This is a genomic window from Xanthobacter cornucopiae (genome assembly GCF_043195065.2).
Classification (GTDB): Bacteria; Pseudomonadota; Alphaproteobacteria; order Rhizobiales; family Xanthobacteraceae; genus Xanthobacter.
Window position 1 is genome coordinate 889,677 of record NZ_CM195531.1, and the last position, 23,139, is coordinate 912,815.

Sequence of the window (23,139 nt, forward strand, 5' to 3'; positions counted from 1 at the left end):
GTCAGCCCCTGATGGCAGCGCAGCACCCATCCGCCTCGGAACGCGGGCAACTCGATCTGTTTCGGGCGCTTCCCGGGGAATTCGCACCACGAGACGCGCAGGATCTCATGGCCTATCCTTTCTTTTCCCTTTCCAAATCGCACCGTATCCGCCCGATTGACTTTGCCTTGGGCAACGTCTCGATCCGTGTCGAAGCTGTTCCCGATCACGGTATGGCGACGATCTGGGACGCCGATATACTGATCTGGGCGGCCAGCCAGATCGTGGAAGCGCGGGACGCCGGTCTGCGCACGTCGCGCCTGATGGCGGCAACGCCCTATGAAATCCTGACATTCACAGGGCGCGGAACCTCCCTGAGGGACTATCAGCGCCTAAAGGCGGCGCTGGACCGGCTGCAATCGACCACGGTTGCAACCTCGATCCGCCAGCGCGCGAATGGACGGCGACATCGCTTTTCGTGGATCAACGAATGGCACGAGCGGACCGATGCCAATGGCCGTCCGGACGGCATCGAGATGATCGTGCCCGACTGGTTCTACAGTGCGGTTCTGGATGACGCCCTGATCCTCACCATCGACCGGGCCTATTTCAATCTGACCGGCGGGTTGGATCGCTGGCTCTATCGCCTGGTGCGCAAGCATGGTGGGCGACAGAAAAACGGTTGGCGGTTCGACTTCCGTCACCTGCACCAGAAATCGGGCAGTCTGTCGCCGTTCAAGCGCTTCGCCTTCGAGCTGCGCGACATTATCCGCCGCCAGCCACTGCCCGGCTACACCCTGTTCGCCGAGGTCGAAACCGGCGGCCGGATGCTGCTCGCTTTCGAGCCTGTCCCGGCCTGTGGAAAACCTGTGGATAGTCTCGTGCTATCGGGAACCCGGACTATCGTGCCATCAGGAACCCAAACACCTCCTATCCTTCGGTAACAAAAGCGAAAATCGCGCCCTTAACTTAGAGTCTAACACAGAATCTAACTTTGAAGAGCGGCGGCGCGATGTGGAAAAGCTCATCGCGAAGGCTGGTGCGGCCCTCAGATCGGGTGCCCATAAAGGCAAGCTGACACCCCCAAAGCAAGGATCGCCCGCGTCAACAAGCACGCCTGAACTTCCTCTTGGCAAGCCGGGAGGACAGCGATGATCGTCGCTCTCCTCAATCAGAAAGGCGGTGTCGGAAAAACCACGTTGGCGCTGCATCTCGCCGGTGCGTGGGCTGCGGAAGGCAAACGCGTCATCCTGATCGACGCCGATCCGCAAGGCTCCGCACTCGACTGGTCGCAGCGGCGTGGCCATGAAGGGCTGCCAAGGCTGTTCAGTGTCATCGGCCTGGCCCGCGATACGCTGCACCGGGAAGCGCCGGAGCTGGCGCGTGACGCCGACCATGTCGTCATCGATGGTCCGCCCCGTGTCGCTGGTCTGATGCGCTCAGCGCTGCTTGCAGCCGATCTGGTGCTGGTCCCGGTGCAGCCATCTCCTTTCGACGGCTGGGCCTCCGCCGAGATGCTGGCGCTTCTGAACGAAGCACGCATCTATCGTCCTGAACTGGCCGCCCGTTTTCTGCTGAACCGATGCGCTGCGCGCACCGTCATCGCCCGCGAAACGGCTGAGACACTGGCGGACCAAGATCCGCCGTTGCTGGCCACGACCATCGGCCAGCGCGTCGCCTTTGCTGAAGCCGCACAAACTGGGCGACTGGTCTCAGAGACCGATGGCGGCGAACGGGCTGCACAGGAGGTCACAGCGCTGGTGGCCGAGATCGATAGCCTCGGGATCGGGAGGATTGTGCGATGACACGTCCACCCGCCAAATCCGGCTTCGCATCGCGTCCGGGTAATCCCGATAGCTGGGTCAGGGCCGCCGATGCGCCGGCAACCGGAAAGATGGCTGCCGAGGCGTTTACCGCCCGCCTGACCATCGACATCACACCCGAACTGCGCGGGCGCATCAAGGTGGCCGCTTTCCGGCGCGGCGTCACCGTCGCCGTGATGCTGCGCGAGCTGCTGGGCCGCGAGTTTCCACCCACCGAAGGAGACCGGCCATGACCGGCAAAACCGGGCGTGGTGCGCATGAACATCCGCTGGCGGACGGTCCAGCGCCCTTCACCACACTTGTCGAACTGGCCTTCCAGAAGCGGAAGGTTGAGCACTGGATACGCTTCGGCCACAAGAGCTTTGAGCAGATCATCGACCGCCGCCGCAGTCTCGTCGGCTTCGCACCCGAAAGCATCTTCGCCTTCGTCCGCTGGGCCTCCAACGACTACGGCACCATCGTTTCGCGGCTCGACATCCTGCGCGCTGTCGGGCGTGGCGAGCCGTTCCAGACCGTGCCCTTCGTTCGCCCCGGCGGCGAGATCCTGCTGCGTATTGATGGCTGGCCAAAGGTGCAGCAAGCGCTGGCCGCCATCGACGCCGTGGACGCGCTTGGCGTCGATCCTGCGGATGCTGCGCCGGACCATTGGCGGCACGTCCACAACCGCATGATCGCCGGTCAGGACCCCAACCCCTACACGCCGGAACGCCATGCCGCATGGGTCAGCCGCCGGAGGATCGCACCATGAGCCGCCCTCATATCCTCGCCGTGTCCATGTTGGCCGTCGGTACGCTTGTCGCCACGGCCGTTGCCGATCCGCCAACCAGGCTGATCTGGAATGCGACCGCCAGCGCGCCCATCGGCTTCTACACAGTTGTTCCTGCCGATGTGGTCGAAGTTCCTGAACTCGTCGTCATCGCGCCGCCCGAACCGCTGGAGCGGTTCATGGTCGAGCGCGGCTATATCGGGCGGGACGTGCCGCTGCTGAAACGCGTCCTCGGCTTGCCGGGACAGCGCGTCTGCCGCAGCAGTGCGACGATCACCGTCGATAACGTCGAGATGGGCGATGCACTGGAGCGCGACCGGATGGGACGCGATCTGCCGGTCTGGCAGGGCTGCCGCATCATCCGCGACGGCGAACTCTTCCTCATGAATTGGGAAATCCGGGACAGCCTCGACGGCCGTTACTTCGGACCTGTTCCCGCCAGTTCCGTCATCGGCCGGGCGCTTCCGCTCTGGACCGATGAGGAAGGCGATGGCCGCTACGAATGGCGGGCGGTCACGCATTGAACCCACGCCAAACCCACCAACACAGGAGACATACCATGCCACAGATCGGTCAATTTGCGCGTGACGCATCCGGCTTCGCCGGTCAGCTCGTCACGCTCACCATGAAGCGCGATCTCGTCATCGTGCCCGCTGAACATTCCGATGCGGAGAATGCGCCGGACTATCGCGTCCATTACATTGAGCATGACGGTCCCGAGGTCGGTGCTGCATGGAAACGCACCGGCGAAAAGGCTGGCGAATATCTCTCGGTGCTGCTCGACGATCCGGCCTTACCGCACCCGATCCGCGCCAACCTGTTCCGCGACGACGATGCAGGCTCGTCATGGTCGCTGCACTGGAGCCGCCCGCGGCCCCGCGAAGATCGCGACTGAGATCATGCGATCCCGCACCTTTCTTCTCTTCACGGCCCTGCTGTCGGCTGGCAGCGGCTCGATGCCGGCCATGGCGCAGGTCACGCTGCAACCTGCGCCTGTCACCGCGCATCCCCATGCTGCGTTCATTGCCGAGGCGTCACAGCGTTTCGGCATTCCAGAGCACTGGATTCGAGCCGTGCTGCGCGTGGAAAGCGCGGGCGATGTGCGCGCAATTTCATCGGCGGGCGCGATGGGACTGATGCAGGTCATGCCCGATACCTGGGCGGGCCTGCGCCGCCGCCATGGTCTCGGGCGCGACCCTTACGATCCGCGCGATAACATCCTCGCAGGCACGGCGTATCTGCGCGAGATGTGGAACCGCTACGGCAATGTTGCGGCCATGCTTGCCGCCTACAATGCCGGTCCCGGTCGCTATGACGAGCATCTGGCGACGGGCCGCGTTTTGCCCGCAGAAACGCGCGCCTATGTCGCCACGCTCGCGCCGCTTCTTGGGCATGCGACTGCGCCCGATGTGCCGACAATCGTGCCGCCACCACCACCGGATTGGCGCGAAGCCCCGCTCTTCGTTGCGCAATCCGGCGGCATTTCAGCGGCGGCCAATCAGCCGTCGGGCGACATCCAGGCAACCGTTTCTCTGCGCGATCCCGCCGTTCAGGAACCGCAGGACAGCGGCATATTCGTGGCCCTTGCGGGCGATGGCGACAAGCCATGAGCATGGCGTTTTCGCGCTCGTTCGGTCCATTTGCGGTGTGCAGTCAGGCTTGGGGGCGCCTGGCAGCATTCCCGGCAGGAAGGGCAAAAAGGGAAGGAAAGGCGGAGGGCAAGATAAAGGAAACCGGCACCCTGTCGGGGCGGTTTCTGGGCAAGCCCTTGTCTGCACACTGTTTTGGGACGCGGCGCACGGCACCATGCTTTTGGGTTTCGCGTGCCGCGATTTGGCGCAAAGCCTTGGCTTCGCTGGGTTTTGACCGGCACTATAGCCGAATATATGTCGTTTGCGTGCCTACACGGCATGGGATGCGCTCATGAGCGCCGACGACGAGAACCGCTTTCGCCCGAAGCCTGGCCGCATCAGGTCGGACGTGCCGAAGGCGGGCAAGGCGAAGAGCTTTCTGACGCAGGCGAAGAAGCTGGCGCGTCAGCATAGCAACAGCCCCGGCAGATCATCTTCATTCGCATCACGGACATCCTCGTCGTCTTCATCTGGTTCTGCTGGAAAGAGCGGGAAGGCGTCGCAGGCTGGCAAAGGTCCGGGCGTCAAGCGTGGTCGTGGTGCGGCCTTTATCCGCGCCCGAACCCTGTCGGGCGGTTGGCGTCACAGTACGGCCGGAGCGCGCCGCGTCGTCGTCAAAACCCGTTATGTCCAAGGCGCGGGAAAGAATGGCAAAGGGGCTGCCCATCTGCGCTACATCCAGCGCGACGGCACCTCGCGCGATGGCGAACGTGGCCAGCTTTATTCGGCGAACGAGGACCGCGCCGACGGAGATGCCTTCCTTGATCGCGGCAAGGATGATCGCCACCAATTCCGCTTTATCGTTTCGCCCGAAGATGCCGCCGATCTTTCCGATCTCACCGAGCACACCCGCGAACTGATGAGCCGCATCGAGGCCGACCTTGGCACGAAACTCGATTGGGTGGCTGTCAATCACCACAATACCGGCCATCCCCATGTCCATGTCATTATTCGGGGGAAGGACGATCTGGGCGAGAACCTGGTCATCAATGGCGATTATCTCGCCAATGGTATTCGTGAGCGGGCGAGCGAACTGACCACGCTGGAACTCGGCCCCGTGACCGAGATCGAACAGAGCCGCAAGCTGTCTGCCGAAATCGATCAGGATCGCTTCACGCGCATCGACCGCGCCATGACCGAGGAGGCCGATGAAAGGTTCCTCGATCTGCGCCATGAACCAACAGATGCACGCCGCCAGTTCAACCGGACGCTTCGCCTGCGCCGTCTCGCCAAGCTGGAAAAGATGGGGCTGGCCACCGAACACGCACCCGGCGTCTGGGAGCTTGGCGCGAAGATGGAACCGGCGCTGCGTGAACTGGGTGAGCGCGGTGACGTCATCCGCAACATGCACAAGGCGCTGAAGGCCGATGGGCAGGAACGTGATCCAATGACCTTCCAGCTTCACGATGCGGCTCCCGCGGCTCCCATCACCGGCCGCGTCGTGGACAAATATCTCACCGACGAGATTGGCGAGAACCTGACGCTCGTGGTGGATGGCATCGACGGGCGAACACACCATCTTCCTGGCATTGATCCGGCCCGCGTCGAGGACGCCCGGATCGGCAGCATCGTGGAAGTCGGCCCCGCTGATACAGCACAACGTCCGTCTGATCGCACCATCGCTGCGATCTCGGAGAACGGCATCTACCGGCCCAGCCGCCACCTCGAACAGGCGAAGTTCGAGGGACGTGTGCCTGGCGGTGATTACGAGGGCTATGTCGATGCCCATGTCCGGCGACTGGAGGCATTGCGCCGTGCTGGCATTGCTGAACGGATCGATGCGGACCAGTGGCGCATTCCCGATGACTTCGAGAGCCGCGCCACCGCCTATGATGCCGGTCGCAACCGGCAGGCCAGCATCCGTGTGGTCTCGACCTTCGATCTGGAAAAGCAGATCGGCGCCGATGGCGCGACCTGGCTGGATCGGCGGCTGGTTACTCCCGACGCTTCGGATCTTACCCCGGCAGGGTTCGGTCAGCAGGTGCGCGAGGCTATGGACCAGCGCCGCGACCATCATATCGCACAGGGCGATGCCACGCGGCAGCAGAATGGACGCATCCTCTATCGGCGCAACCTGCTCGCCAATCTGCGAGAACGAGAAGTGGCACGCGTCGGTGCGGAGATGGCCGGGACCATAGGATTGCCGTTCCGTGCGGCTGCCGATGGAGAAACTGTCAGTGGCAAGTTCACCGGGACTGCATATCTATCGAGCGGCAAGTTCGCCATTGTCGAAAAGAGCCACGAGTTCACCCTTGTCCCATGGCGACCAGTGATCGACCGGCAGCTCGGGCGCGAGGTCGCCGGCATCGTGCAAGGCGGATCGGTGTCATGGCAAATGGGACGGACGCGGGGGCTCGGGATCTGAGCCTTCCCAACTGGCACCTACTTGTTCTGTCGAAATCGACATGTGAAGGGGCCTGTCCGATTTGCCGCCGATGGTATCCGACGGCCCTCCGGCACGGCCTTTGCTATTGTCACTCGCGCAAACGGCTATTCTCTGATCGGCTCCGTCTCTCTTGCCGATTGGAGCCTGTATGCGTGGAGGCCGAATACTCTGGGGCCAGATCATTGTCGTGTTCACCATCGTCGTGGTGATGGTGTGGGCTGCAACGCAATGGGTGGCCTTCCGGCTCGGCTTCCAGCCCCAGCTCGGCAATCCCTGGTTCGACGTTGCGGGATGGCCGTTCTATTATCCACCGGCCTTCTTCTGGTGGTGGTTTTCCTATGACGCCTATGCGCCCGGTATTTTCACCGAGGGCGCGTTCATCGCCACGTCCGGGGCGGTGCTCGCTATCGCCGCCGCTTTTTTCATGTCGATCATCCGGGCGCGCGAGGCGCGCAACGTCGCCACCTACGGTTCGGCGCGATGGGCCGAGGACAAGGAAATCCATGCTGCCGGACTGCTCGGTCCCGATGGCGTGGTCCTTGGCAGGCACAGCAAGGATTATCTGCGTCATGACGGCCCCGAGCATGTTCTGTGCTTTGCACCAACGCGATCCGGCAAAGGCGTGGGCCTCGTCGTACCGACGCTGCTGACCTGGCCGGGAAGCTGCATTGTCCATGACATCAAGGGCGAGAACTGGAACCTGACCGCAGGCTTCCGCTCCCGTCATGGCCGCGTCCTGCTGTTCGATCCGACCAATGTACATTCCGCAGCCTATAATCCGCTTCTGGAAGTGCGGCAGGGTGAATGGGAAGTCCGTGATGTGCAGAACATCGCGGACATTCTCGTTGATCCCGAAGGCAGTCTCGACAAACGCAACCATTGGGAAAAGACCTCGCACAGTCTGCTCGTCGGCGCGATCCTGCATGTTCTCTATGCCGAGAAGGAAAAGACACTCGCTGGTGTCGCCAATTTCCTGTCCGATCCACGCCGTCCGGTCGAGGCGACCTTACGCGCGATGATGGACACGCCGCATCTGGGCGAAGCCGGTGTGCATCCCGTCATCGCTTCGTCGGCACGCGAGCTGTTGAACAAATCCGAGAACGAACGCTCCGGCGTGCTGTCCACGGCGATGTCCTTTCTCGGCCTTTACCGAGATCCGGTTGTGGCCCGCGTGACGGCCCGCTGCGACTGGCGCATTGCTGATCTGGTCGGAGCAAAAGAACCCGTCAGCCTCTACCTCGTCGTACCGCCATCGGACATCAATCGCACAAAACCGCTGATCCGCCTCATCCTCAATCAGGTCGGGCGACGGCTGACCGAGGAACTGGAAACCTCCGGCAAGCGCCATCGCCTGCTGTTGATGCTGGACGAGTTCCCCGCGCTCGGGCGGTTGGACTTCTTTGAATCGGCATTGGCTTTCATGGCCGGCTACGGTCTCAAAGCCTTCCTGATCGCCCAATCGCTCAACCAGATCGAGCGCGCCTATGGGCAAAACAATGCCATTCTCGACAACTGCCATGTGCGCGTGGCCTTCGCGGCCAATGACGAACGCACTGCCAAGCGGATCAGCGATGCTCTCGGCACGGCCACGGAAATGCGCGATTCCACCAACTATGCCGGCCATCGCCTCGCACCATGGCTGGGGCACCTTATGGTTTCGCGGCAGGAAACGGCGCGGCCACTCCTGACGCCCGGCGAAATCATGCAGCTTCCACCCACCGACGAGATCGTCATGGTGGCGGGGGTCCCGCCGATCCGCGCTGCCAAGGCACGCTACTATGCTGATGCGCGGTTTCAGGAGCGAGTGATGTCACCGCCCGATTTGCGCAAGCAGCCGGCGACAGTCACCACATCGGCGCCAGACGACTGGACGAGCCGCATTGTCGCGGCTGCGAGCGGCAATGGACCCGCCTCAGATATATCCGACGGCGATCCGGCCAATGCCGGTATCCGGCGTGAACCGGAACTGCCCGAGCATGAGGAAATCATCCCGCCACCTCCGCCGCCATCGCAGGAGTTCGATTTTCTCGATGATGAGCCCGACGTCGATGCCGCCAAGGCCCGCGCCATGCGTCAGCGGATGCGGATGATCGCCCGGCAGGCGTCCATGAATCCCGATGACGGCATTGAGCTTTGAGGGGCAACCAATGACAAACCGCACCCGCATGAACGTCTATTTCGATCCGGAACTGCTCAAGCAGGTCGAAGGCCTGGCGCTGCGCCGCAATGTTTCCAAATCCGCAGTGATCGAGGCGGCGGTCGCATCCTTCCTGTCCGGTGACACGACCGAACGGCTGGAAGCCGCAATGTCGCGACGCCTGGACAAGCTTGGCCGCCAGTTCGACATGCTGGACGAAGATGTCGCCATCCTCGGCGAGACGCTTTCGCTGTTCGTACAATTCTGGCTCACCATGACGCCGCCGCTGTCAGACAGCGCGAAACAGTCGGCACGCATCAAGGGCAACGAGCGCTTCGAAGGCTTCATGCAGACGCTGGGCAAGCGTCTTGCAACTGGCGACAGGTTCCTGAAAGAACTATCACGGGATGTGGATACGCCCCACGATCATTCGGCGCAACGCCAGGCTGAAGCCGATGGAAACCAGCCCTGAACGTTCGATCCATCCGATTTGCCGCCGTCAGCCGCCGATGCCCGCATGCGCACAAACATCTGTTGAAACGGCCCTAAATCAGGTTCTTTTAATCGACCCCAATCCGGGGTCCGTCTTTTGCGCGTCCCGCCATGAACGGGGCCGCCATGACCGCATCACATCAGAAACCCGAGACGATTGCGCGTGGTGCGCGGATGCTGCGCACCGCACTCGGGGCATCGATTGCCCGGTTTCTGGAAGATCCGGCTGTCGTCGAGGTGATGCTGAACCCCGATGGCCGCATCTGGGTGGATCGGCTCTCCGAAGGTCTGGCCAATACGGGGGAGAGGCTGTCTGCGGCTGATGGCGAGCGGATCGTCCGGTTGGTCGCCCATCATGTTGGCGTCGAAGTTCATACCCGAAGTCCGCGTGTATCGGCCGAACTGCCTGAGACCGGAGAGCGCTTCGAAGGGTTGCTGCCGCCTGTTGTCACGGCGCCGACCTTTGCCATCCGCAAGCCCGCCGTCGCGGTGTTCACGCTCGACGACTATGTAAACGCCGGGATCATGACCAGCCCTCAGGCCGAGGTGTTGCGCCTGAACGTCGCCACGCGGGCCAATATCCTCGTCGCGGGCGGCACCTCCACTGGCAAGACCACGCTGACCAACGCGCTGCTGGCAGAAGTCGCCAAGACTTCGGATCGCGTCGTGATCATTGAAGACACGCGCGAACTGCAATGCGCCGCGCCTAATCTCGTCGCCATGCGCACCAAGGATGGCGTGGCGACGCTCTCCGATCTGGTGCGCTCCTCGCTGCGCCTGCGCCCGGATCGCATCCCGGTCGGCGAGGTGCGCGGGTCCGAAGCTCTCGACCTCCTTAAAGCCTGGGGCACCGGCCATCCGGGCGGGATCGGCACCATCCATGCCGGTTCCGGCATTGGCGCGCTGCGACGCCTCGAGCAGCTCATCCAGGAAGCCGTCATCACCGTCCCGCGCGCCCTGATCGCCGAGACCATCGACCTTGTCGCCGTTCTTGCCGGACGTGGATCGTCCCGCCGCCTGGTCGAACTCGCCCGCGTCGATGGGCTGGGACCGGACGGCGACTACGCCATCACGCATCCCATTACTTTGGCAACCACCCCGAAAGGAAACCCTTCATGATCCGCACGATTTCATGCGGCTGCCGTATCATGGCAACCGCCGCCGCCACTGTTTCCATCAGCCTGATGCTGGCGCCTGCCGCACACGCTTCCGGCTCCTCCATGCCCTGGGAGGCGCCGCTTCAGTCGATCCTCCAGTCAATCGAGGGGCCTGTCGCCAAGATCATTGCCGTGATTGTCATCATCGCCACAGGCCTGGCGTTGGCTTTCGGCGATACCTCCGGCGGCTTCCGCCGCCTGATCCAGATCGTCTTCGGTCTGTCGATCGCCTTCGCCGCGTCGAGCTTCTTCCTGTCGTTCTTCTCGTTCGGCGGCGGGGCGCTCATCTGATGGCGGGTGGCCTCGAACAGCTCGACGCGGTGCCGGGCTTCTCCATCCCGGTTCACCGGGCGCTGACCGAGCATATCCTGCTCGGCGGCGCACCGCGCTCCATCGCCATCGTCAACGGAACGCTGGCCGGGGCCATCGGCCTCGGCCTTCGTCTCTGGCTGGTTGGCCTTGCGATCTGGGCAGTCGGTCATTTCCTCGCGGTATGGGCTGCCAAACGCGATCCGCTTTTTGTCGAGGTGGGCCGCAGGCACCTGCGCATACCCGGTCATCTGTCAGTGTGAGGGCGCGGCCATGATGAACCTCACCGAATATCGCCGCACCTCCGCTCGGCTTTCCGACTATCTGCCATGGGCAGCCCTGGTCGGCCCCGGCATTGTTCTGAACAAGGATGGCAGCTTCCAGAGGACGGCAAAGTTTCGTGGGCCGGATCTGGATTCTGCTGTCGCCGCCGAACTTGTCGCGGTCGCCGGTCGGATCAACAACGCCGTCCGCCGTCTGGGTTCGGGCTGGTCGATCTTCGTCGAGGCACAACGCTCCGAGGCTGCGACCTATCCCGATAGCAAGTTTCCAGATGCGGCTTCCGCACTGGTCGATGCTGAGCGCAAAGCCGGGTTCGAGGAAGCGGGCACACATTTCGTGTCGGGCTATTTCCTAACTTTCCTCTGGCTGCCGCCTGCCGAAGATGCCGCCCGCGCAGAAACATGGCTTTACGAGGGACGCGAACAATCCGGCGTCAATCCATGGGAATTGATGCGCGGCTTCATTGACCGCACCGACCGCGTGCTGGCGCTGCTTGACGGCTTCATGCCGGAATGCCGCTGGCTGGATGATGCTGGCACGCTGACATACCTCCATTCGTCGATTTCCACGAACCGGCATCGCGTGCGCGTGCCCGAAGTGCCCATGCACCTCGATGCGCTGCTCGCCGACCAATCGCTGACCGGCGGGCTGGAGCCGCGCCTTGGTGACGCGCATCTGCGCGTCCTGACCATAATCGGCTTCCCGACCGCGACCACGCCTGGCCTGCTCGACGAGATGAACCGACTCGCGTTCCCGTATCGTTGGTCAACCCGCGCCATCCTGATGGACAAGACGGATGCGACGAAGCTCCTTACCAAAATCCGCCGTCAATGGTTCGCCAAGCGAAAATCCATCGCTGCGATCCTCAAGGAGGTCATGACCAACGAGCAATCGGCGCTGGTGGACACCGATGCGTCCAACAAGGCGCTCGATGCCGACATGGCCTTGCAGGAACTGGGCGCTGACGTTGCCGGCATGGCCTATGTCACAGCAACCGTCACCGTCTGGGACGCCGACCCCCGTATCGCCGACGAGAAGCTGCGTCTGGTCGAGAAGATCATTCAGGGCCGTGACTTCACGGCCCTGCCGGAAACTGTCAATGCCGTCGATGCCTGGCTAGGCTCGATCCCCGGACATGCCTACGCCAATGTCCGGCAGCCGCCGATCTCGACGCTCAACCTCGCCCACATGATCCCTCTATCGGCCGTGTGGGCCGGGCCGGAACGGAACGAACATCTCGGAGCGCCCCCCTTGCTGTACGGCAAGACCGAAGGTTCGACTCCGTTCCGGCTTTCCCTTCATGTCGGCGACGTGGGCCATACCCTCGTCGTCGGCCCGACCGGCGCGGGCAAGTCCGTGCTGCTGGCGCTGATGGCGTTGCAATTTCGCCGCTATGATCGCAGTCAGATCTTCGCCTTCGATTTCGGGGGATCGATCCGGGCATCCGCGCTCGCCATGGGCGGCGACTGGCATGACCTCGGCGGTGGTTTGACCGAGGGATCGGAGGTTTCCGTCTCCCTGCAACCGCTCGCGCGAATTGATGACGCTTATGAGCGGTCATGGGCCGCTGACTGGATCGCTGCAATCCTGATGCGTGAGGGCATGACCATCACGCCGGAGGTGAAGGAGCATATCTGGACGGCGCTGACCTCGCTGGCATCCGCCCCCGTCAGCGAGCGCACCATTACCGGCCTTGCGGTCCTGCTGCAATCCAATGACCTGAAACAGGCGCTGCGACCCTATTGCATCGGTGGCGCCTATGGCCGGTTGCTCGATGCCGAGGCGGAACATCTCGGCCACGCCGATGTACAAGCCTTCGAGATCGAAGGACTGGTGGGCACAGGCGCTGCACCTGCCGTGCTGGCCTATCTGTTTCATCGGATCGGCGACCGGCTCGACGGTCGGCCAACCCTGCTTATCATCGACGAAGGTTGGCTGGCGCTGGATGACGAGGGCTTCGCCAATCAGCTCCGCGAGTGGCTGAAAACGCTCCGCAAGAAAAACGCCTCCGTCATCTTCGCTACGCAGTCGCTCTCGGACATCGACGGCAGCAATATCGCGCCTGCGATCATCGAAAGCTGCCCGACACGGCTGCTTCTGCCGAACGAACGCGCCATCGAGCCGCAGATCACGGCAATCTACCGCCGCTTCGGCCTCAATGACCGGCAAATCGAAATCCTGGCGCGGGCCACGCCCAAGCGGGACTACTACTGCCAATCGCGGCGCGGCAATCGCCTGTTCGAGCTTGGCCTCAGCGAGGTCGGCCTCGCGCTCTGCGCCGCATCATCCAAATCCGATCAGACCCGTATCGCCGAACTCGTCGCCGAGCATGGGCAGGACGGTTTTCTCGCCGCCTGGCTGCGCGATCGCGGCGTCGAATGGGCCGTCGATCTGATCCCGAACCTCACCAATCTTGTCGAACGGGCAGAGCCTGCTCGGCCGGTCTCGCCAGATCAAATCCATCCAGATGACAGCCAAGAAAAGGAGACCCTGCCATGATCCGTATCCCCGTTTCCCGATATGTCAGTGCATCCGTGCTGGCGCTGACGCTCGCCATGCCTGTTGCACTGTCGCCCATGCTGACGAGCCCCGCTCACGCTTTTGGCTTCGGCCGCATCGTCTATGATCCGACCAACTATGCGCAGAACCTTCTGACCGCCGCCCGCACGCTGGAGCAGATCAACCACCAGATCACCTCGCTTCAGAATGAAGCGCAGATGCTCATCAATCAGGCGAAGAATCTTGCCAGTCTGCCATATTCCTCGCTCCAGACTTTGCAGCAGAATGTCCAGCGCACGCAGCAGCTTCTGGCCCAGGCGCAGAACATTGCCTTCGACGTGCAGAACGTCGATCAGATGTTCCAACAGAAATACGGCAAGGTTTCGCTATCCGCGACCGACGCCCAGCTCGTCGCCGATGCACGGTCCCGTTGGCAGAATACGGTCGGCGGCTTGCAGGACGCCATGCGCGTGCAGGCCGGTGTCGTCGGCAATATCGACACCAATCGCGCTGAAATGTCCGCTCTTGTCGGGCAGAGCCAGAACGCGACCGGCGCGTTGCAGGCGACACAAGCGGGCAATCAGCTTCTCGCGCTCCAGTCGCAGCAGCTTTCCGACCTGATCGCGCTGATGTCCGCCAATGGTCGCTCCGAAGCTCTGATCGAAGCCGAGCGCGCCACCGCCGCCGAACAGGGCCGCATCCAACGCGAGCGTTTCCTGACACCGGGATCGGGCTATCAGCCCGGCAATGCCCGGATGTTCGGCAACGGCAGCAACTGACCGGACAGGAGGGGCGCGACATGGACGGCAAGACGCTGGCCCGGCTTGGCGCGATCATATTTGTGGCCATCGCCATCACCGCGACGGTGATCGAAATGACACGCGAGGACGAACCAGCGCAGCCCCGTACGGCCCCGGCGCTTCAGGCGCCTGCCGATCCACTGCGCCAGAGCCTGCGCCACTGCCAGCAGTTAGGCGAGGCCGCCGTGAACGATCCCGGCTGCCTCGCCACCTGGGCCGAGAACCGCGACCGGTTTCTCGGTCGGACGCCGGTGCCCGCCGCCCCGCATCAGAACGGGGGTCAGTGAACCATGGGCGGCACCGGCGTCATCGACAATTTCCTGGGCGTTTTTACCAGTTATATCGACAGCGGCTTCGGCCTGCTTGGCGGCGAGGTCGCCTTCATCGCCACCACCCTGATCGTCATCGACGTGACGCTGGCCGCACTCTTCTGGTCTTGGGGCGCCGATGACGACATCATCGCACGCCTCGTCAAGAAGACGCTCTTCGTCGGTGTCTTCGCATACCTGATCGGCAACTGGAACAATCTCGCCCAGATCATCTTCGACAGCTTCGCAGGTCTTGGCCTGAAAGGTTCGGGCACCAGCTTTTCCGCCGCCGATCTGCTGCGGCCCGGCAAGGTGGCGCAGACTGGCCTCGATGCCGGTCGCCCGCTGCTCGAATCCATCTCGGACATGATGGGCTATTGGTCGTTCTTCGAGAACTTCATCCAGATCGCCTGCCTGATGTTCGCCTGGGCGCTGGTACTGCTCGCCTTCTTCATTCTCGCCGTGCAGCTCTTCGTCACGCTGATCGAGTTCAAGCTGACTACGCTGGCGGGCTTTGTCCTCATTCCCTTCGGCCTGTTCGGCAAGACCGCCTTCATGGCCGAGCGCGTTCTTGGCAATGTCGTCTCCTCCGGCATCAAGGTGCTGGTGCTCGCCGTCATCATCGGCATCGGCTCGACATTGTTCTCGCAGTTTACGGCCGGTTTCGGCGGCGTAACGCCGACCATCGACGACGCCATGGCGATCGTGCTGGCAGCCCTTTCCCTTCTCGGCCTTGGCATCTTCGGTCCTGGCATCGCTTCCGGTTTGGTTTCTGGCGGCCCGCAGCTTGGCGCAGGTGCAGCAGTTGGAACCGGCCTTGCAGCTGGCGGCATGATGCTTGCCGGCGGCGCTGCCGCAGGCATGGCCGCGAAGGGAGGGGCAGCGGCGCTGTCGGGTGGAGCTGCTGCCGTCCGTGGCGGTGCTGCTGCCGCAGGTGCGGCGAGCGCCGCCTATAGTGTCGGATCGCTCGGCCAGTCAGGCGCTGCCGGTGTTGCCTCCGGGCTCGGCGGTGTTGCCCGCGCGGCAGGCTCCGCCGCCGCATCGCCTCTGAAACGGACGGCCTCGAAAGCAGCGGAAAGGGTCAAATCCAGCTTCTCCGATGGCGCGCGCGCCGGGCTCGGCGTCACCGGTGGATCGTCCTCGCAGGGAACCATTGGCGGTGCGAGCGTGGCCGGCCCTGCCGGGCCCGCCTCCGCGGGCGGCCCGCCTGCATGGGCGCAGCAGATGCACCGCCGCCAGGCGCTCAATCACGGCACGACCATGGCCGCTCATGCCGTCCGCTCCGGTGACAGCCACGGCGGCGGCTCTTCCGCCAACATCTCCGAAAGTGACCACTCATGAACATCTTCAGACGTCCAGCGACCCATTACGGCAAATCGCCCGAACCCGAGACGCCTTACCAGAAAGCCGCACAAGTCTGGGACGAGCGCATCGGCTCGGCTCGCGTGCAGGCCAAGAACTGGCGCTATATGGCCTTCGGCTCGCTGATCCTCTCTGCGGGCTTCGCTGCCGCGCTCGTTCTGCAATCGGCGCGCGGGACCGTCGTGCCCTGGGTGGTGCAGGTCGATAATCTCGGCCAAGCCCAGACCGTCGCCGCAGCCACGGCCGATTACCGTCCGACCGATCCGCAGATCGCCTTCCATCTTGGCCGTTTCATCGAGCAGACGCGCTCGATCCCAGCGGATGCCATCATCGTGCGCCAAAACTGGCTGCGCGCCTATGAGTTCACCACGGATAGGGGAGCGGCCGCGCTCAACGACTATGCCCGCGCCAATGATCCGTTCACCCGTGTCGGCCGCCAGCAGATTGCCGTTGAGGTGTCGTCGGTGATCCGCGCCTCGAACGACAGCTTCCGAGTCGCCTGGACCGAGCGCCACTACGAGAACGGGCAGCTTTCTACGACCGAGCGCTGGACCGCGATCCTGACCATCGTGATCCAGACTCCGCGCGATGCCGAGCGTCTGCGCGTCAATCCGCTCGGCATCTACGTCAATGCAATTTCATGGTCGCGGGAGATGAGCCAATGACCATCGCGTCTTCCCGCAATTCCGCCCTGCCGGTTTTCCGAAAGCCCGCCTTCGCGGCTTTGTTGCTTTCGGTCACCATGCTGGCAGGCTGCGCCACCAACAAGACGCCGCAGTTCAGCTATGATGCCCATGTGCCGGCGTTGCCCGTCGTGCCGACCGCTGTCACCGATGACCGGCCTCGGCCGCTTCACACGCCGCCGGCCTGGACGGTCGCACGCGGCGGAACCGTTGCCGGAACACCGGCAGGCCGGGTTGAGAACGCCAATGCCGCCGCCCGCGTCGAGCCGCGCCGCGAGGGTTACTATAACGCCATCCAGATCTATCCCTGGTCGGAAGGCGCGCTCTATCAGGTTTATGCCGCACCGGGCCAGATCACCAATATTGCGCTGGAGCCGGGCGAAAGCCTGACCGGCGCGGGACCGATCGCGGCGGGAGACACCGCCCGCTGGATCATTGGCGATACCGAGAGCGGGAGCGGTACGTCGCGCCGGGTCCATATTCTCGTCAAACCATCCCGACCCGACATTTCAACCAATCTCGTGGTGACGACCGATCGGCGCACCTACATGATCGAGCTGCGCGCCCGTGAGGCGCTCTACATGCCGTCGGTATCCTGGTCTTATCCGGCGCTGCCTGCCGGTCAGCGCCAGACCGTTCCCGCAGCACCCATCATCCCGGTCGAGGCGGCACGCAACTATCGTTACGGCCTGACCGGAGATACGCCGCCATGGCGGCCGATTTCCGTCTTCGACGATGGCCGCCGTGTCTATGTCGTTTTCCCGCGCGGCATCGTGCAGGGAGAGATGCCGCCGATCTTCGTCATTGGTTCCGAGGGCGAGACCCAGATCGTCAACAGCCGAATCCACCAGAACGTCTTGATCGTCGATCGGCTGTTCGGAGCGGCTGAGCTGCGTCTTGGTAGCGGCAAGCAGCAGCAGACGGTCAGGATCGTTCGCATCGAGCAAAAGCAAGCTGCCCAGCCCGCTAAAACCGGGGAGCAACCGTCATGAGTGAAGAGGCTACTACCAACCCAACGCCGATGCGTCTGCGTGCTGAGCCGCCGCGCGTCACGCGCCTGTCGCGCAAGATGCTGACCGGTGCCGGGGCTGTTGCGCTCCTCGGCATCGGCGGGGCGCTGATCTATGCGCTCCAGACGCGCGACATGAGCGGAAACGGTGAAGAACTCTATTCGACCGAGAACCGCGCCACGGCAGATGGACTGGCGGGGCTGCCGAAGGATTATACCGGGCCGGTCCTGGGGCCGGCATTGCCGGGCGATCTCGGTGGCCCGATCCTGGATGCCCAGAACCGGGGTCAGCCCGTCACGCCGCCCGCCATGGCGACGCCTGCCCGCGATCCTGCCGAAGAGCGCCGGCTTGCCGAGGAAGAAGCCGCACGTCTTAGCACCGTGTTCTTCCAGTCGGGGCAGAGATCGGCGACGACGCCTGGCTCCAATATGCCGGGCCTTGCTGGCCTTGACCTTGGTGGCCAGCCCGCAACACAGGACCGCCACACGGCATTTCTGAATGGGCCGGTGGAACGGCAGACCGTTGCCATGGATCGGATCATGGTGCCAGCCTCGCCCTACATCCTTCAAGCAGGGGCCGTAATCCCTGCGGCGATGATTACCGGCATCCGCTCTGACCTTCCCGGCCAGATCACCGCGCAGGTCACGGAAAATGTCTATGACAGCCCGACCGGCAGCCTGCTCCTGATCCCGCAGGGAACCCGCATCATCGGTCAGTATGACGCCGGTGTGCAATTCGGTCAGCGCCGCGTGCTGCTGGTCTGGAACCGCCTGATCCTGCCCAATGGCCGCTCCATCGTGCTGGAGCGCCAGCCCGGTGCGGACGTTTCCGGCTATGCCGGGCTGGAAGATGACGTTGATTACCACTGGTGGGATCTGATGAAGGCGGCGGGGCTGTCCACGCTGCTCGGCATCGGCACGGAACTGGCGACCGACGACGAGGATCGTCTGATTCGCGCTATCCGCGACGGAGCGCAGGATACCATCAATCAGGCCGGGCAACAGATCGTCCAGCGCCAGTTGCAGGTTGCGCCGACCCTGACCATCCGGCCGGGCTACCCGGTAAGGGTCATCGTTACCCGCGATCTCGTACTCGAACCTTACAGGAACTGACCATGACGAAGCTGAAACTCGGCCCCCTCATCGAAGACAAGCCCGTGAAGGTGACGGTGGAACTGCCGGCGCCGCTGCACCGCGATCTTGCCGCCTATGCAGAAGTGCTGGCTCGCGAAACCGGCCAGCCCGCTGCCGATCCTGTCAGACTGATTGTGCCGATGCTGGAACGGTTCATTGCGACAGATCGGGGCTTTGCCAGCGCCCGAAGGTCTCGCTCATGAGGTGCCGCGCGAGTCATGGCGCGTCGCGGCGATGATTTCCATCAACGTATCGACGGCCTTTCGTGTCGCATCCCATTTGGCGGTCTGATCCATTTCCCGGTTCTGAAGGGTGAGGCTCACCGCGCCGTGTACCGTTGACCAGAACATAAAGCTGTAACGGCTCAGATCCATGCCGGGCGAAAAGCCTTGGTCCTGAGAGCAGCGAAGTCCCGTCAGCAATAGATTTAGTATCTGTCTTCCAGCTTCGCCCGACCATGGATCATCGCTGACTCCGAGCCGTGGCGGCGGTGTGAACATCAGCCGGTACAGGGTGGGGTTTTCCAGGGCAAAGCGGACATAGGCATAGCTGCCATCACGCAAATAGCCGAATGGATTGCCGCGCATCTGCTGGAAGACGGCCAGTTTTTCTCTGTAGAGCTGGTTGAAACCTTCGTCCCGAACGGCGCGCAGCAAGGCGCTTTTGTTGCGAAAATGGCCGTAAAGCGCTGGCGCTGTGCAACCGATGGCATGCGCGACCGCAGTCAGCGGTACGCCGAGGTCGCCACGCTCTGACAGAAGCCGGATCGTTTCGTCGATCGCACGACGAGCAATATCAAGTTCTTGCTCTTTCCGGGGACGGGCCATTCAGATGCCTGTTGCAACTTGTCGTAAAAACTAAACGACATTTACTTTTTTCGTTGACGGGCTGGAAGTCAAGAAGCAGCATTCGGTAACTGAACGTCGTTTAGTTTGAGGATGTGCGGAGAGCCGATGAACGCACACAGATCGATTTTCGCGTTGATGATGGCGGGGTGCCCGTCAGAAACCGAACGCTGTTTCGGATGATGCACCATGGCTGTGACCGGGAACAATCAGACCTCGCCTGATGATAGCCTCACAAAGGCCGTTGAGGGGAAACCCGGTACATCTGTGGTCCGGCTGAACCAGTTGCGATATTTTGTTGCCGCCGTCGATTATGGGAGTTTTCGCAAGGCTGCTGCCGCGCTTTCGGTGCAGGAATCCTCCATCAGCCGACGAATCCGTGATCTCGAAGATGAACTCGGGGCGTCGCTTTTCATGCGGCATTCTGGCGGGGTGCGGTTGACCGTCGCCGGGCGGGAATTCCTGCGCAACGCTCGCCATGCTCTTCGCCAGATCGACATTGGGGTGACCAAGGTGGCGGCGGTTGGCCGGGCGGAGCAAGGGCTGATCAAGGTCGGGATATTTTCGTCCCTTGCGTCAGGATTTCTGTTCGATCTGTTGCGTGCCTTCGGCACGCGCCACCCGAACGTGCAGGTAGACCTTGTTGACGGCAATCCGCCCGAGCACATCGCGGCTGTCCGGAAACTTTGTCTGGACGTCGCATTCATCACGGGAACCGCGGCATGGGATGGCTGTGAGGCGGAGCATTTATGGTGCGAGAAGGTTTTCGTGGTGCTGCCCGAAAACCACCCTTTGACGGGCAAGCCGGAACTTGGATGGGGCGATTTGGTCTCCGAGCGGTTCATTGTGAGTGACGTTGCGCCGGGTCAGGAGATCCACGACTATTTGGTTGCTCACCTTGCCGGTCTCGGCCGCCACCTCGATATTCAGTCTCAGCAGGTCGGCCGCGACAATATCCTATCGCTGGTCGCTCTCGGTCGCGGCCTCACTCTGACGAGCGAAGCAACGACCGTCGCCCAGTTTCCAGGGATCACCTACCGGGAACTTGCGGATGAGGTGCTGCCGTTCAGCATGGTCTGGTCCGCGCAAAACGACAATCCGGCGTCTCGGCGGTTGTTGAGCCTGGCACGATCGCTGACAGGGCTGGCCCAGCGAAAATAGGGTTTGACGGCACTGTACGATCACTCCCTAGCATTGGCTGCAATCGACATTGACCGTGTCGGTATCGAAGATGTCGTGGCCCTGCCCACGTCCAGGTTGACCGACTTCGATAGCGCTTTTGCCCCGCCGTGTTTGTGCACGGTGACACGGTGCGCATCCGGCCTTCCTCGGGCTTGACAGTCTTAGGTTTGTTAGAATAGAAAATATACGGACATCGCAAGGTGTCCCATATACTTTTTATCCTTTCAAGTGCGGCGGGACGAGCAATGCTGAAATGGGGTGTCGAGAGGCGGTTGGAGTTCATCGAATTCCGCCTGTTCTGGGAGGGGGGTGTCAATCGCTCTGACCTGATCGATACGTTTGGCGTCTCCGTTCCGCAGGCGTCAAAGGACTTGACCCATTATCAGGAGCGTGCGCCGCAGAATGCGGTCTATGACAAGAGTGCTCGCCGCTACGTTGCCGGCCCGGACTTTCAGCCGGTGTTTATGGATCCGGATCCGGATGCCTATCTCATGCGCTTGCGCTCAATGGCGGAAGGTTTCGCCGAGCCGGGTGCGAACTGGCTCGCTGCCCCGCCTGATATGGACGTCGCCCTTACGCTGCGTCGTAAGGTCGATACCGAAGTTCTGCGTTCGGTTCTGGCGGCGGTGCGTGAGGAAAGATCGCTCGTCCTTCACTACCAATCCATGAACCGTAATCGGCCCGATCCGGCCTGGCGGCGGATTACCCCTCATGCTTTTGGCTTTGATGGCCTGCGTTGGCACGTTCGGGCCTGGTGTCATGAGACGGAAAGGTTCAAGGATTTCCTGCTTTCACGCGTCCTTGGCCATGGCGAGTCTGGAGAGCCGGGCGCTCGAGCGGCGCAGGACAGGCTTTGGCAAGAAACATTCGACATCACCATTGTTCCGCATCCCGAGCTGTCGGCCGGCCAGCAGGCAGTGGTCGCGAAGGACTACAACATGGCGGATGGGCGGGCTGTGCTAACAGTTCGCTACGCCATGTTGTTTTATGTGCTCAAGCGGTTGGGACTTCTTGAAGGGGCGCTGACGCGTGATCCGCGGACCCAGCATATAGTTGCCGCCAACGAACATGAGGTTGCTGCCGCCCTTGAGCGTGCGCAGCGGGAATTCGATGAGGCTGACGTAGCAAGCGGGGCGGCGCCTCGATAATGGCTACCGTATCGAAATACCGGATGTCCTTCAGTGTGGGCGGGCTTATGCTCAATGAGAGCCTGGCGATCGCCCAGGCCTATCACCCTGGAGAAACATGGGCTTGTGCTCGCGAGCGCCTGCTTGCCCAGGGCGCGTCGTCCTTGCCCAAACTGGCCTCGCAAACTCGCGCACTTCGTGAAGTGTATGACCGGATAGGTCATCTCTCCGATGCAGAGCGCCATTACCTGTCGGCAGAGGCTGACCGCGCCGAGCAGCAGGCGATGGTCTGGCTAGCCATCTGCCGGACTTATCGGTTCGTCCACGAGTTCGCCGTCGAGGTGATCAGTGAGCGTTACCAATCCTGGCGACTTGATCTGGGCCATGAGGTCTTTGACCGTTTTCTCGCGGAGAAAGCTGAGATCGATCCTGCCCTTGCGGAGCTTTCGTCATCGACTTGCGCGAAATTGCGTCAGGTCCTGTTTCGGATTTTGCGTGAGGCCGGATTGAGGAGCATCGAGGGCAGAATTCAGCCGATTTGGTTGTCGGGGCGCATGAAGCGGCTGATTGAGGAGAGTAATCCGGCGGACTTGCGGGTCTTTCCCGGAAATGGGGGGTAATTGTGAGCACAAAGACTGATCGGCGCGCCCGTGCCGAGCACCTGTTCAAAGTGATTTCCAGTGAACGGTTCCTGCAAAAGCAAGGACTGGGCAACGAGGTTCCCTTTTTCATCTGTGCTTTCGATGCAGAGGACGGGCTGAGCCTGGGGGAAGACCGCGAGGATCTGATCACCCGGCTGGGGCACGCCGGTGTGCGGGTGCTGGATGTCGACCTCTATGACCTTTCGCTCGGGATACTGACGGACAGAGGGATCCTTGAGCAAATTCTCGAGGTCGAAGCCGAGACGGAGAAGGGGGAGCTCAAGGAGCTCTTGCAGGGCGTTCTGGATCCGCAGGAACATCTGATTCCGGAGATCGCGCGGCGCATCGCGGATGTCCCGCACGATGTGATCTTCCTGTCCGGTGTAGGCGAGGTTTACCCCTACCTGCGATCGCACAACGTACTCAACAACCTGCAAAGCACCGCCAAGGACCGGCCGACGATCCTGTTCTTCCCGGGAAAATATACCCATGCGCTGGCGACGGGGGCCTCACTGGAATTGTTCGGGTTGCTGCACGACGACAAATACTACCGCGCGTTCAATATCATGAATTACGAGGTCTGACCG

General features: G+C 62.5%; 25 protein-coding genes and 1 pseudogene. 25 read left to right on the top strand and 1 reads right to left on the bottom strand.

Annotated elements, in window-relative coordinates; all coding sequences use genetic code 11:
• Nucleotides 1-11 precede the first annotated feature (11 nt).
• The 21 genes and pseudogenes from V5F53_RS03890 to V5F53_RS03990 all read left to right on the top strand — a co-directional run bounded on the left by V5F53_RS03890 (nucleotide 12) and on the right by V5F53_RS03990 (nucleotide 18,960).
• Nucleotides 12-1,134 (top strand): annotated as a pseudogene (locus V5F53_RS03890) (replication initiator protein A).
• Nucleotides 1,131-1,784: a ParA family partition ATPase gene (gene parA, locus V5F53_RS03895; RefSeq protein ID WP_035746336.1), complete on the top strand. Its 654-nt coding sequence runs from the start codon at nucleotides 1,131-1,133 to the stop codon at nucleotides 1,782-1,784. Before V5F53_RS03890 ends, parA begins: the two are co-directional and overlap by 4 nt.
• Nucleotides 1,781-2,035 (top strand): hypothetical protein, encoded by a 255-nt coding sequence (locus tag V5F53_RS03900; RefSeq protein WP_009450548.1) that lies wholly within the window; start codon nucleotides 1,781-1,783, stop codon nucleotides 2,033-2,035. The genes parA and V5F53_RS03900 overlap by 4 nt, the downstream gene beginning before the upstream one ends.
• Nucleotides 2,032-2,550: a DUF2840 domain-containing protein gene (locus V5F53_RS03905; RefSeq protein WP_009450547.1), complete on the top strand. Its 519-nt coding sequence runs from the start codon at nucleotides 2,032-2,034 to the stop codon at nucleotides 2,548-2,550. Before V5F53_RS03900 ends, V5F53_RS03905 begins: the two co-directional genes overlap by 4 nt.
• The gene (locus V5F53_RS03910; protein ID WP_393998192.1) at nucleotides 2,547-3,092 is read left to right on the top strand and encodes a S26 family signal peptidase; all 546 of its coding nucleotides are present in this window, start codon (nucleotides 2,547-2,549) and stop codon (nucleotides 3,090-3,092) included. The genes V5F53_RS03905 and V5F53_RS03910 overlap by 4 nt, the downstream gene beginning before the upstream one ends.
• Nucleotides 3,093-3,127: 35 nt before the next feature.
• Nucleotides 3,128-3,463 (top strand): DUF736 domain-containing protein, encoded by a 336-nt coding sequence (locus V5F53_RS03915; RefSeq protein WP_009450545.1) that lies wholly within the window; start codon nucleotides 3,128-3,130, stop codon nucleotides 3,461-3,463.
• Between the two features lie 4 nt (nucleotides 3,464-3,467).
• The gene (locus V5F53_RS03920; protein ID WP_035746332.1) at nucleotides 3,468-4,178 is read left to right on the top strand and encodes a lytic transglycosylase domain-containing protein; all 711 of its coding nucleotides are present in this window, start codon (nucleotides 3,468-3,470) and stop codon (nucleotides 4,176-4,178) included.
• Between the two features lie 880 nt (nucleotides 4,179-5,058).
• Nucleotides 5,059-6,564 carry a DUF3363 domain-containing protein gene (locus tag V5F53_RS03925; protein WP_509213006.1) on the top strand — a complete coding sequence of 502 codons (1,506 nt, stop codon included), beginning with the start codon at nucleotides 5,059-5,061 and terminating at the stop codon, nucleotides 6,562-6,564.
• 169 nt (nucleotides 6,565-6,733) lie between these two features.
• Entirely contained in the window at nucleotides 6,734-8,722 is a 1,989-nt protein-coding gene (locus V5F53_RS03930; RefSeq protein WP_393998190.1) for a conjugal transfer protein TraG, read from the top strand.
• 10 nt (nucleotides 8,723-8,732) lie between these two features.
• On the top strand, nucleotides 8,733-9,194 hold the full coding sequence (locus tag V5F53_RS03935; protein WP_393998189.1) for a ribbon-helix-helix domain-containing protein: 462 nt from the start codon (nucleotides 8,733-8,735) through the stop codon (nucleotides 9,192-9,194).
• A gap of 146 nt (nucleotides 9,195-9,340) precedes the next feature.
• Nucleotides 9,341-10,333, top strand: a complete 993-nt coding sequence (trbB, locus tag V5F53_RS03940) for a P-type conjugative transfer ATPase TrbB (RefSeq protein ID WP_393998188.1) — start codon at nucleotides 9,341-9,343, stop codon at nucleotides 10,331-10,333.
• The gene (locus V5F53_RS03945) at nucleotides 10,330-10,662 is read left to right on the top strand and encodes a TrbC/VirB2 family type IV secretion system protein (protein ID WP_299941387.1); all 333 of its coding nucleotides are present in this window, start codon (nucleotides 10,330-10,332) and stop codon (nucleotides 10,660-10,662) included. Before trbB ends, V5F53_RS03945 begins: the two co-directional genes overlap by 4 nt.
• On the top strand, nucleotides 10,662-10,943 hold the full coding sequence (locus V5F53_RS03950) for a VirB3 family type IV secretion system protein (protein WP_393998187.1): 282 nt from the start codon (nucleotides 10,662-10,664) through the stop codon (nucleotides 10,941-10,943). The genes V5F53_RS03945 and V5F53_RS03950 overlap by 1 nt, the downstream gene beginning before the upstream one ends.
• Before the next feature lie 10 nt (nucleotides 10,944-10,953).
• A complete protein-coding gene (gene trbE, locus V5F53_RS03955) occupies nucleotides 10,954-13,461 on the top strand; it encodes a conjugal transfer protein TrbE (RefSeq protein WP_393998186.1) in 2,508 nt (835 codons plus the stop codon).
• Nucleotides 13,458-14,240 carry a P-type conjugative transfer protein TrbJ gene (gene trbJ / locus V5F53_RS03960; protein ID WP_020818569.1) on the top strand — a complete coding sequence of 261 codons (783 nt, stop codon included), beginning with the start codon at nucleotides 13,458-13,460 and terminating at the stop codon, nucleotides 14,238-14,240. Before trbE ends, trbJ begins: the two co-directional genes overlap by 4 nt.
• 20 nt (nucleotides 14,241-14,260) lie before the next feature.
• Entirely contained in the window at nucleotides 14,261-14,548 is a 288-nt protein-coding gene (trbK-alt, locus tag V5F53_RS03965) for a putative entry exclusion protein TrbK-alt (RefSeq protein ID WP_020818570.1), read from the top strand.
• A 3-nt stretch (nucleotides 14,549-14,551) separates the two neighbouring features.
• On the top strand, nucleotides 14,552-15,910 hold the full coding sequence (gene trbL, locus V5F53_RS03970) for a P-type conjugative transfer protein TrbL (RefSeq protein WP_393998185.1): 1,359 nt from the start codon (nucleotides 14,552-14,554) through the stop codon (nucleotides 15,908-15,910).
• Nucleotides 15,907-16,596: a conjugal transfer protein TrbF gene (trbF, locus tag V5F53_RS03975; protein ID WP_393998184.1), complete on the top strand. Its 690-nt coding sequence runs from the start codon at nucleotides 15,907-15,909 to the stop codon at nucleotides 16,594-16,596. The genes trbL and trbF overlap by 4 nt, the downstream gene beginning before the upstream one ends.
• Nucleotides 16,593-17,606 (top strand): P-type conjugative transfer protein TrbG, encoded by a 1,014-nt coding sequence (gene trbG / locus V5F53_RS03980; RefSeq protein ID WP_393998183.1) that lies wholly within the window; start codon nucleotides 16,593-16,595, stop codon nucleotides 17,604-17,606. Before trbF ends, trbG begins: the two co-directional genes overlap by 4 nt.
• Nucleotides 17,607-17,635: 29 nt before the next feature.
• Complete coding sequence (locus V5F53_RS03985) at nucleotides 17,636-18,736, top strand: TraB/TrbI/VirB10 family type IV secretion system protein (protein WP_445329449.1); 1,101 nt, start codon at nucleotides 17,636-17,638, stop codon at nucleotides 18,734-18,736.
• 2 nt (nucleotides 18,737-18,738) lie between these two features.
• On the top strand, nucleotides 18,739-18,960 hold the full coding sequence (locus tag V5F53_RS03990; RefSeq protein WP_393998181.1) for a DUF2274 domain-containing protein: 222 nt from the start codon (nucleotides 18,739-18,741) through the stop codon (nucleotides 18,958-18,960).
• On the opposite strand, the gene V5F53_RS03995 is transcribed toward V5F53_RS03990, so the two are convergent.
• Nucleotides 18,955-19,584: a TetR/AcrR family transcriptional regulator gene (locus V5F53_RS03995; protein WP_393998180.1), complete on the bottom strand. Its 630-nt coding sequence runs from the start codon at nucleotides 19,582-19,584 to the stop codon at nucleotides 18,955-18,957. The two genes, V5F53_RS03990 and V5F53_RS03995, sit on opposite strands and share 6 nt — an antisense overlap.
• Nucleotides 19,585-19,791: 207 nt before the next feature.
• Here V5F53_RS03995 and V5F53_RS04000 point away from each other — a divergent pair, with 207 nt between their 5' ends.
• The 4 genes from V5F53_RS04000 to V5F53_RS04015 all read left to right on the top strand — a co-directional run bounded on the left by V5F53_RS04000 (nucleotide 19,792) and on the right by V5F53_RS04015 (nucleotide 23,136).
• Nucleotides 19,792-20,763: a LysR family transcriptional regulator gene (locus V5F53_RS04000; RefSeq protein WP_393998179.1), complete on the top strand. Its 972-nt coding sequence runs from the start codon at nucleotides 19,792-19,794 to the stop codon at nucleotides 20,761-20,763.
• A gap of 293 nt (nucleotides 20,764-21,056) precedes the next feature.
• Nucleotides 21,057-21,932: a BrxR family helix-turn-helix transcriptional regulator gene (locus V5F53_RS04005; RefSeq protein ID WP_445329448.1), complete on the top strand. Its 876-nt coding sequence runs from the start codon at nucleotides 21,057-21,059 to the stop codon at nucleotides 21,930-21,932.
• Nucleotides 21,932-22,531, top strand: coding sequence for a DUF1819 family protein (locus tag V5F53_RS04010; protein WP_393998177.1), 600 nt, complete (start codon nucleotides 21,932-21,934; stop codon nucleotides 22,529-22,531). Before V5F53_RS04005 ends, V5F53_RS04010 begins: the two co-directional genes overlap by 1 nt.
• Before the next feature lie 2 nt (nucleotides 22,532-22,533).
• Entirely contained in the window at nucleotides 22,534-23,136 is a 603-nt protein-coding gene (locus tag V5F53_RS04015; protein ID WP_393998176.1) for a DUF1788 domain-containing protein, read from the top strand.
• Nucleotides 23,137-23,139: the final 3 nt, after the last annotated feature.

Coding starts and splice junctions, on each gene's coding strand:
- V5F53_RS03900 (WP_009450548.1), top strand. CDS start 1,781: ATGACACGTCCACCCGCCAAATCCGGCTTCGCATCGCGTCCGGGTAAT.
- trbK-alt (WP_020818570.1), top strand. CDS start 14,261: ATGGACGGCAAGACGCTGGCCCGGCTTGGCGCGATCATATTTGTGGCC.
- V5F53_RS03910 (WP_393998192.1), top strand. CDS start 2,547: ATGAGCCGCCCTCATATCCTCGCCGTGTCCATGTTGGCCGTCGGTACG.
- V5F53_RS03990 (WP_393998181.1), top strand. CDS start 18,739: ATGACGAAGCTGAAACTCGGCCCCCTCATCGAAGACAAGCCCGTGAAG.
- trbL (WP_393998185.1), top strand. CDS start 14,552: ATGGGCGGCACCGGCGTCATCGACAATTTCCTGGGCGTTTTTACCAGT.
- parA (WP_035746336.1), top strand. CDS start 1,131: ATGATCGTCGCTCTCCTCAATCAGAAAGGCGGTGTCGGAAAAACCACG.
- V5F53_RS03935 (WP_393998189.1), top strand. CDS start 8,733: ATGACAAACCGCACCCGCATGAACGTCTATTTCGATCCGGAACTGCTC.
- V5F53_RS03925 (WP_509213006.1), top strand. CDS start 5,059: ATGAGCCGCATCGAGGCCGACCTTGGCACGAAACTCGATTGGGTGGCT.
- V5F53_RS03950 (WP_393998187.1), top strand. CDS start 10,662: ATGGCGGGTGGCCTCGAACAGCTCGACGCGGTGCCGGGCTTCTCCATC.
- trbJ (WP_020818569.1), top strand. CDS start 13,458: ATGATCCGTATCCCCGTTTCCCGATATGTCAGTGCATCCGTGCTGGCG.
- trbF (WP_393998184.1), top strand. CDS start 15,907: ATGAACATCTTCAGACGTCCAGCGACCCATTACGGCAAATCGCCCGAA.
- trbE (WP_393998186.1), top strand. CDS start 10,954: ATGATGAACCTCACCGAATATCGCCGCACCTCCGCTCGGCTTTCCGAC.
- V5F53_RS03945 (WP_299941387.1), top strand. CDS start 10,330: ATGATCCGCACGATTTCATGCGGCTGCCGTATCATGGCAACCGCCGCC.
- V5F53_RS04000 (WP_393998179.1), top strand. CDS start 19,792: ATGGCTGTGACCGGGAACAATCAGACCTCGCCTGATGATAGCCTCACA.
- V5F53_RS03905 (WP_009450547.1), top strand. CDS start 2,032: ATGACCGGCAAAACCGGGCGTGGTGCGCATGAACATCCGCTGGCGGAC.
- V5F53_RS03930 (WP_393998190.1), top strand. CDS start 6,734: ATGCGTGGAGGCCGAATACTCTGGGGCCAGATCATTGTCGTGTTCACC.
- trbG (WP_393998183.1), top strand. CDS start 16,593: ATGACCATCGCGTCTTCCCGCAATTCCGCCCTGCCGGTTTTCCGAAAG.
- V5F53_RS03920 (WP_035746332.1), top strand. CDS start 3,468: ATGCGATCCCGCACCTTTCTTCTCTTCACGGCCCTGCTGTCGGCTGGC.
- trbB (WP_393998188.1), top strand. CDS start 9,341: ATGACCGCATCACATCAGAAACCCGAGACGATTGCGCGTGGTGCGCGG.
- V5F53_RS03995 (WP_393998180.1), bottom strand. CDS start 19,584: ATGGCCCGTCCCCGGAAAGAGCAAGAACTTGATATTGCTCGTCGTGCG.
- V5F53_RS04010 (WP_393998177.1), top strand. CDS start 21,932: ATGGCTACCGTATCGAAATACCGGATGTCCTTCAGTGTGGGCGGGCTT.
- V5F53_RS03985 (WP_445329449.1), top strand. CDS start 17,636: ATGCGTCTGCGTGCTGAGCCGCCGCGCGTCACGCGCCTGTCGCGCAAG.
- V5F53_RS03915 (WP_009450545.1), top strand. CDS start 3,128: ATGCCACAGATCGGTCAATTTGCGCGTGACGCATCCGGCTTCGCCGGT.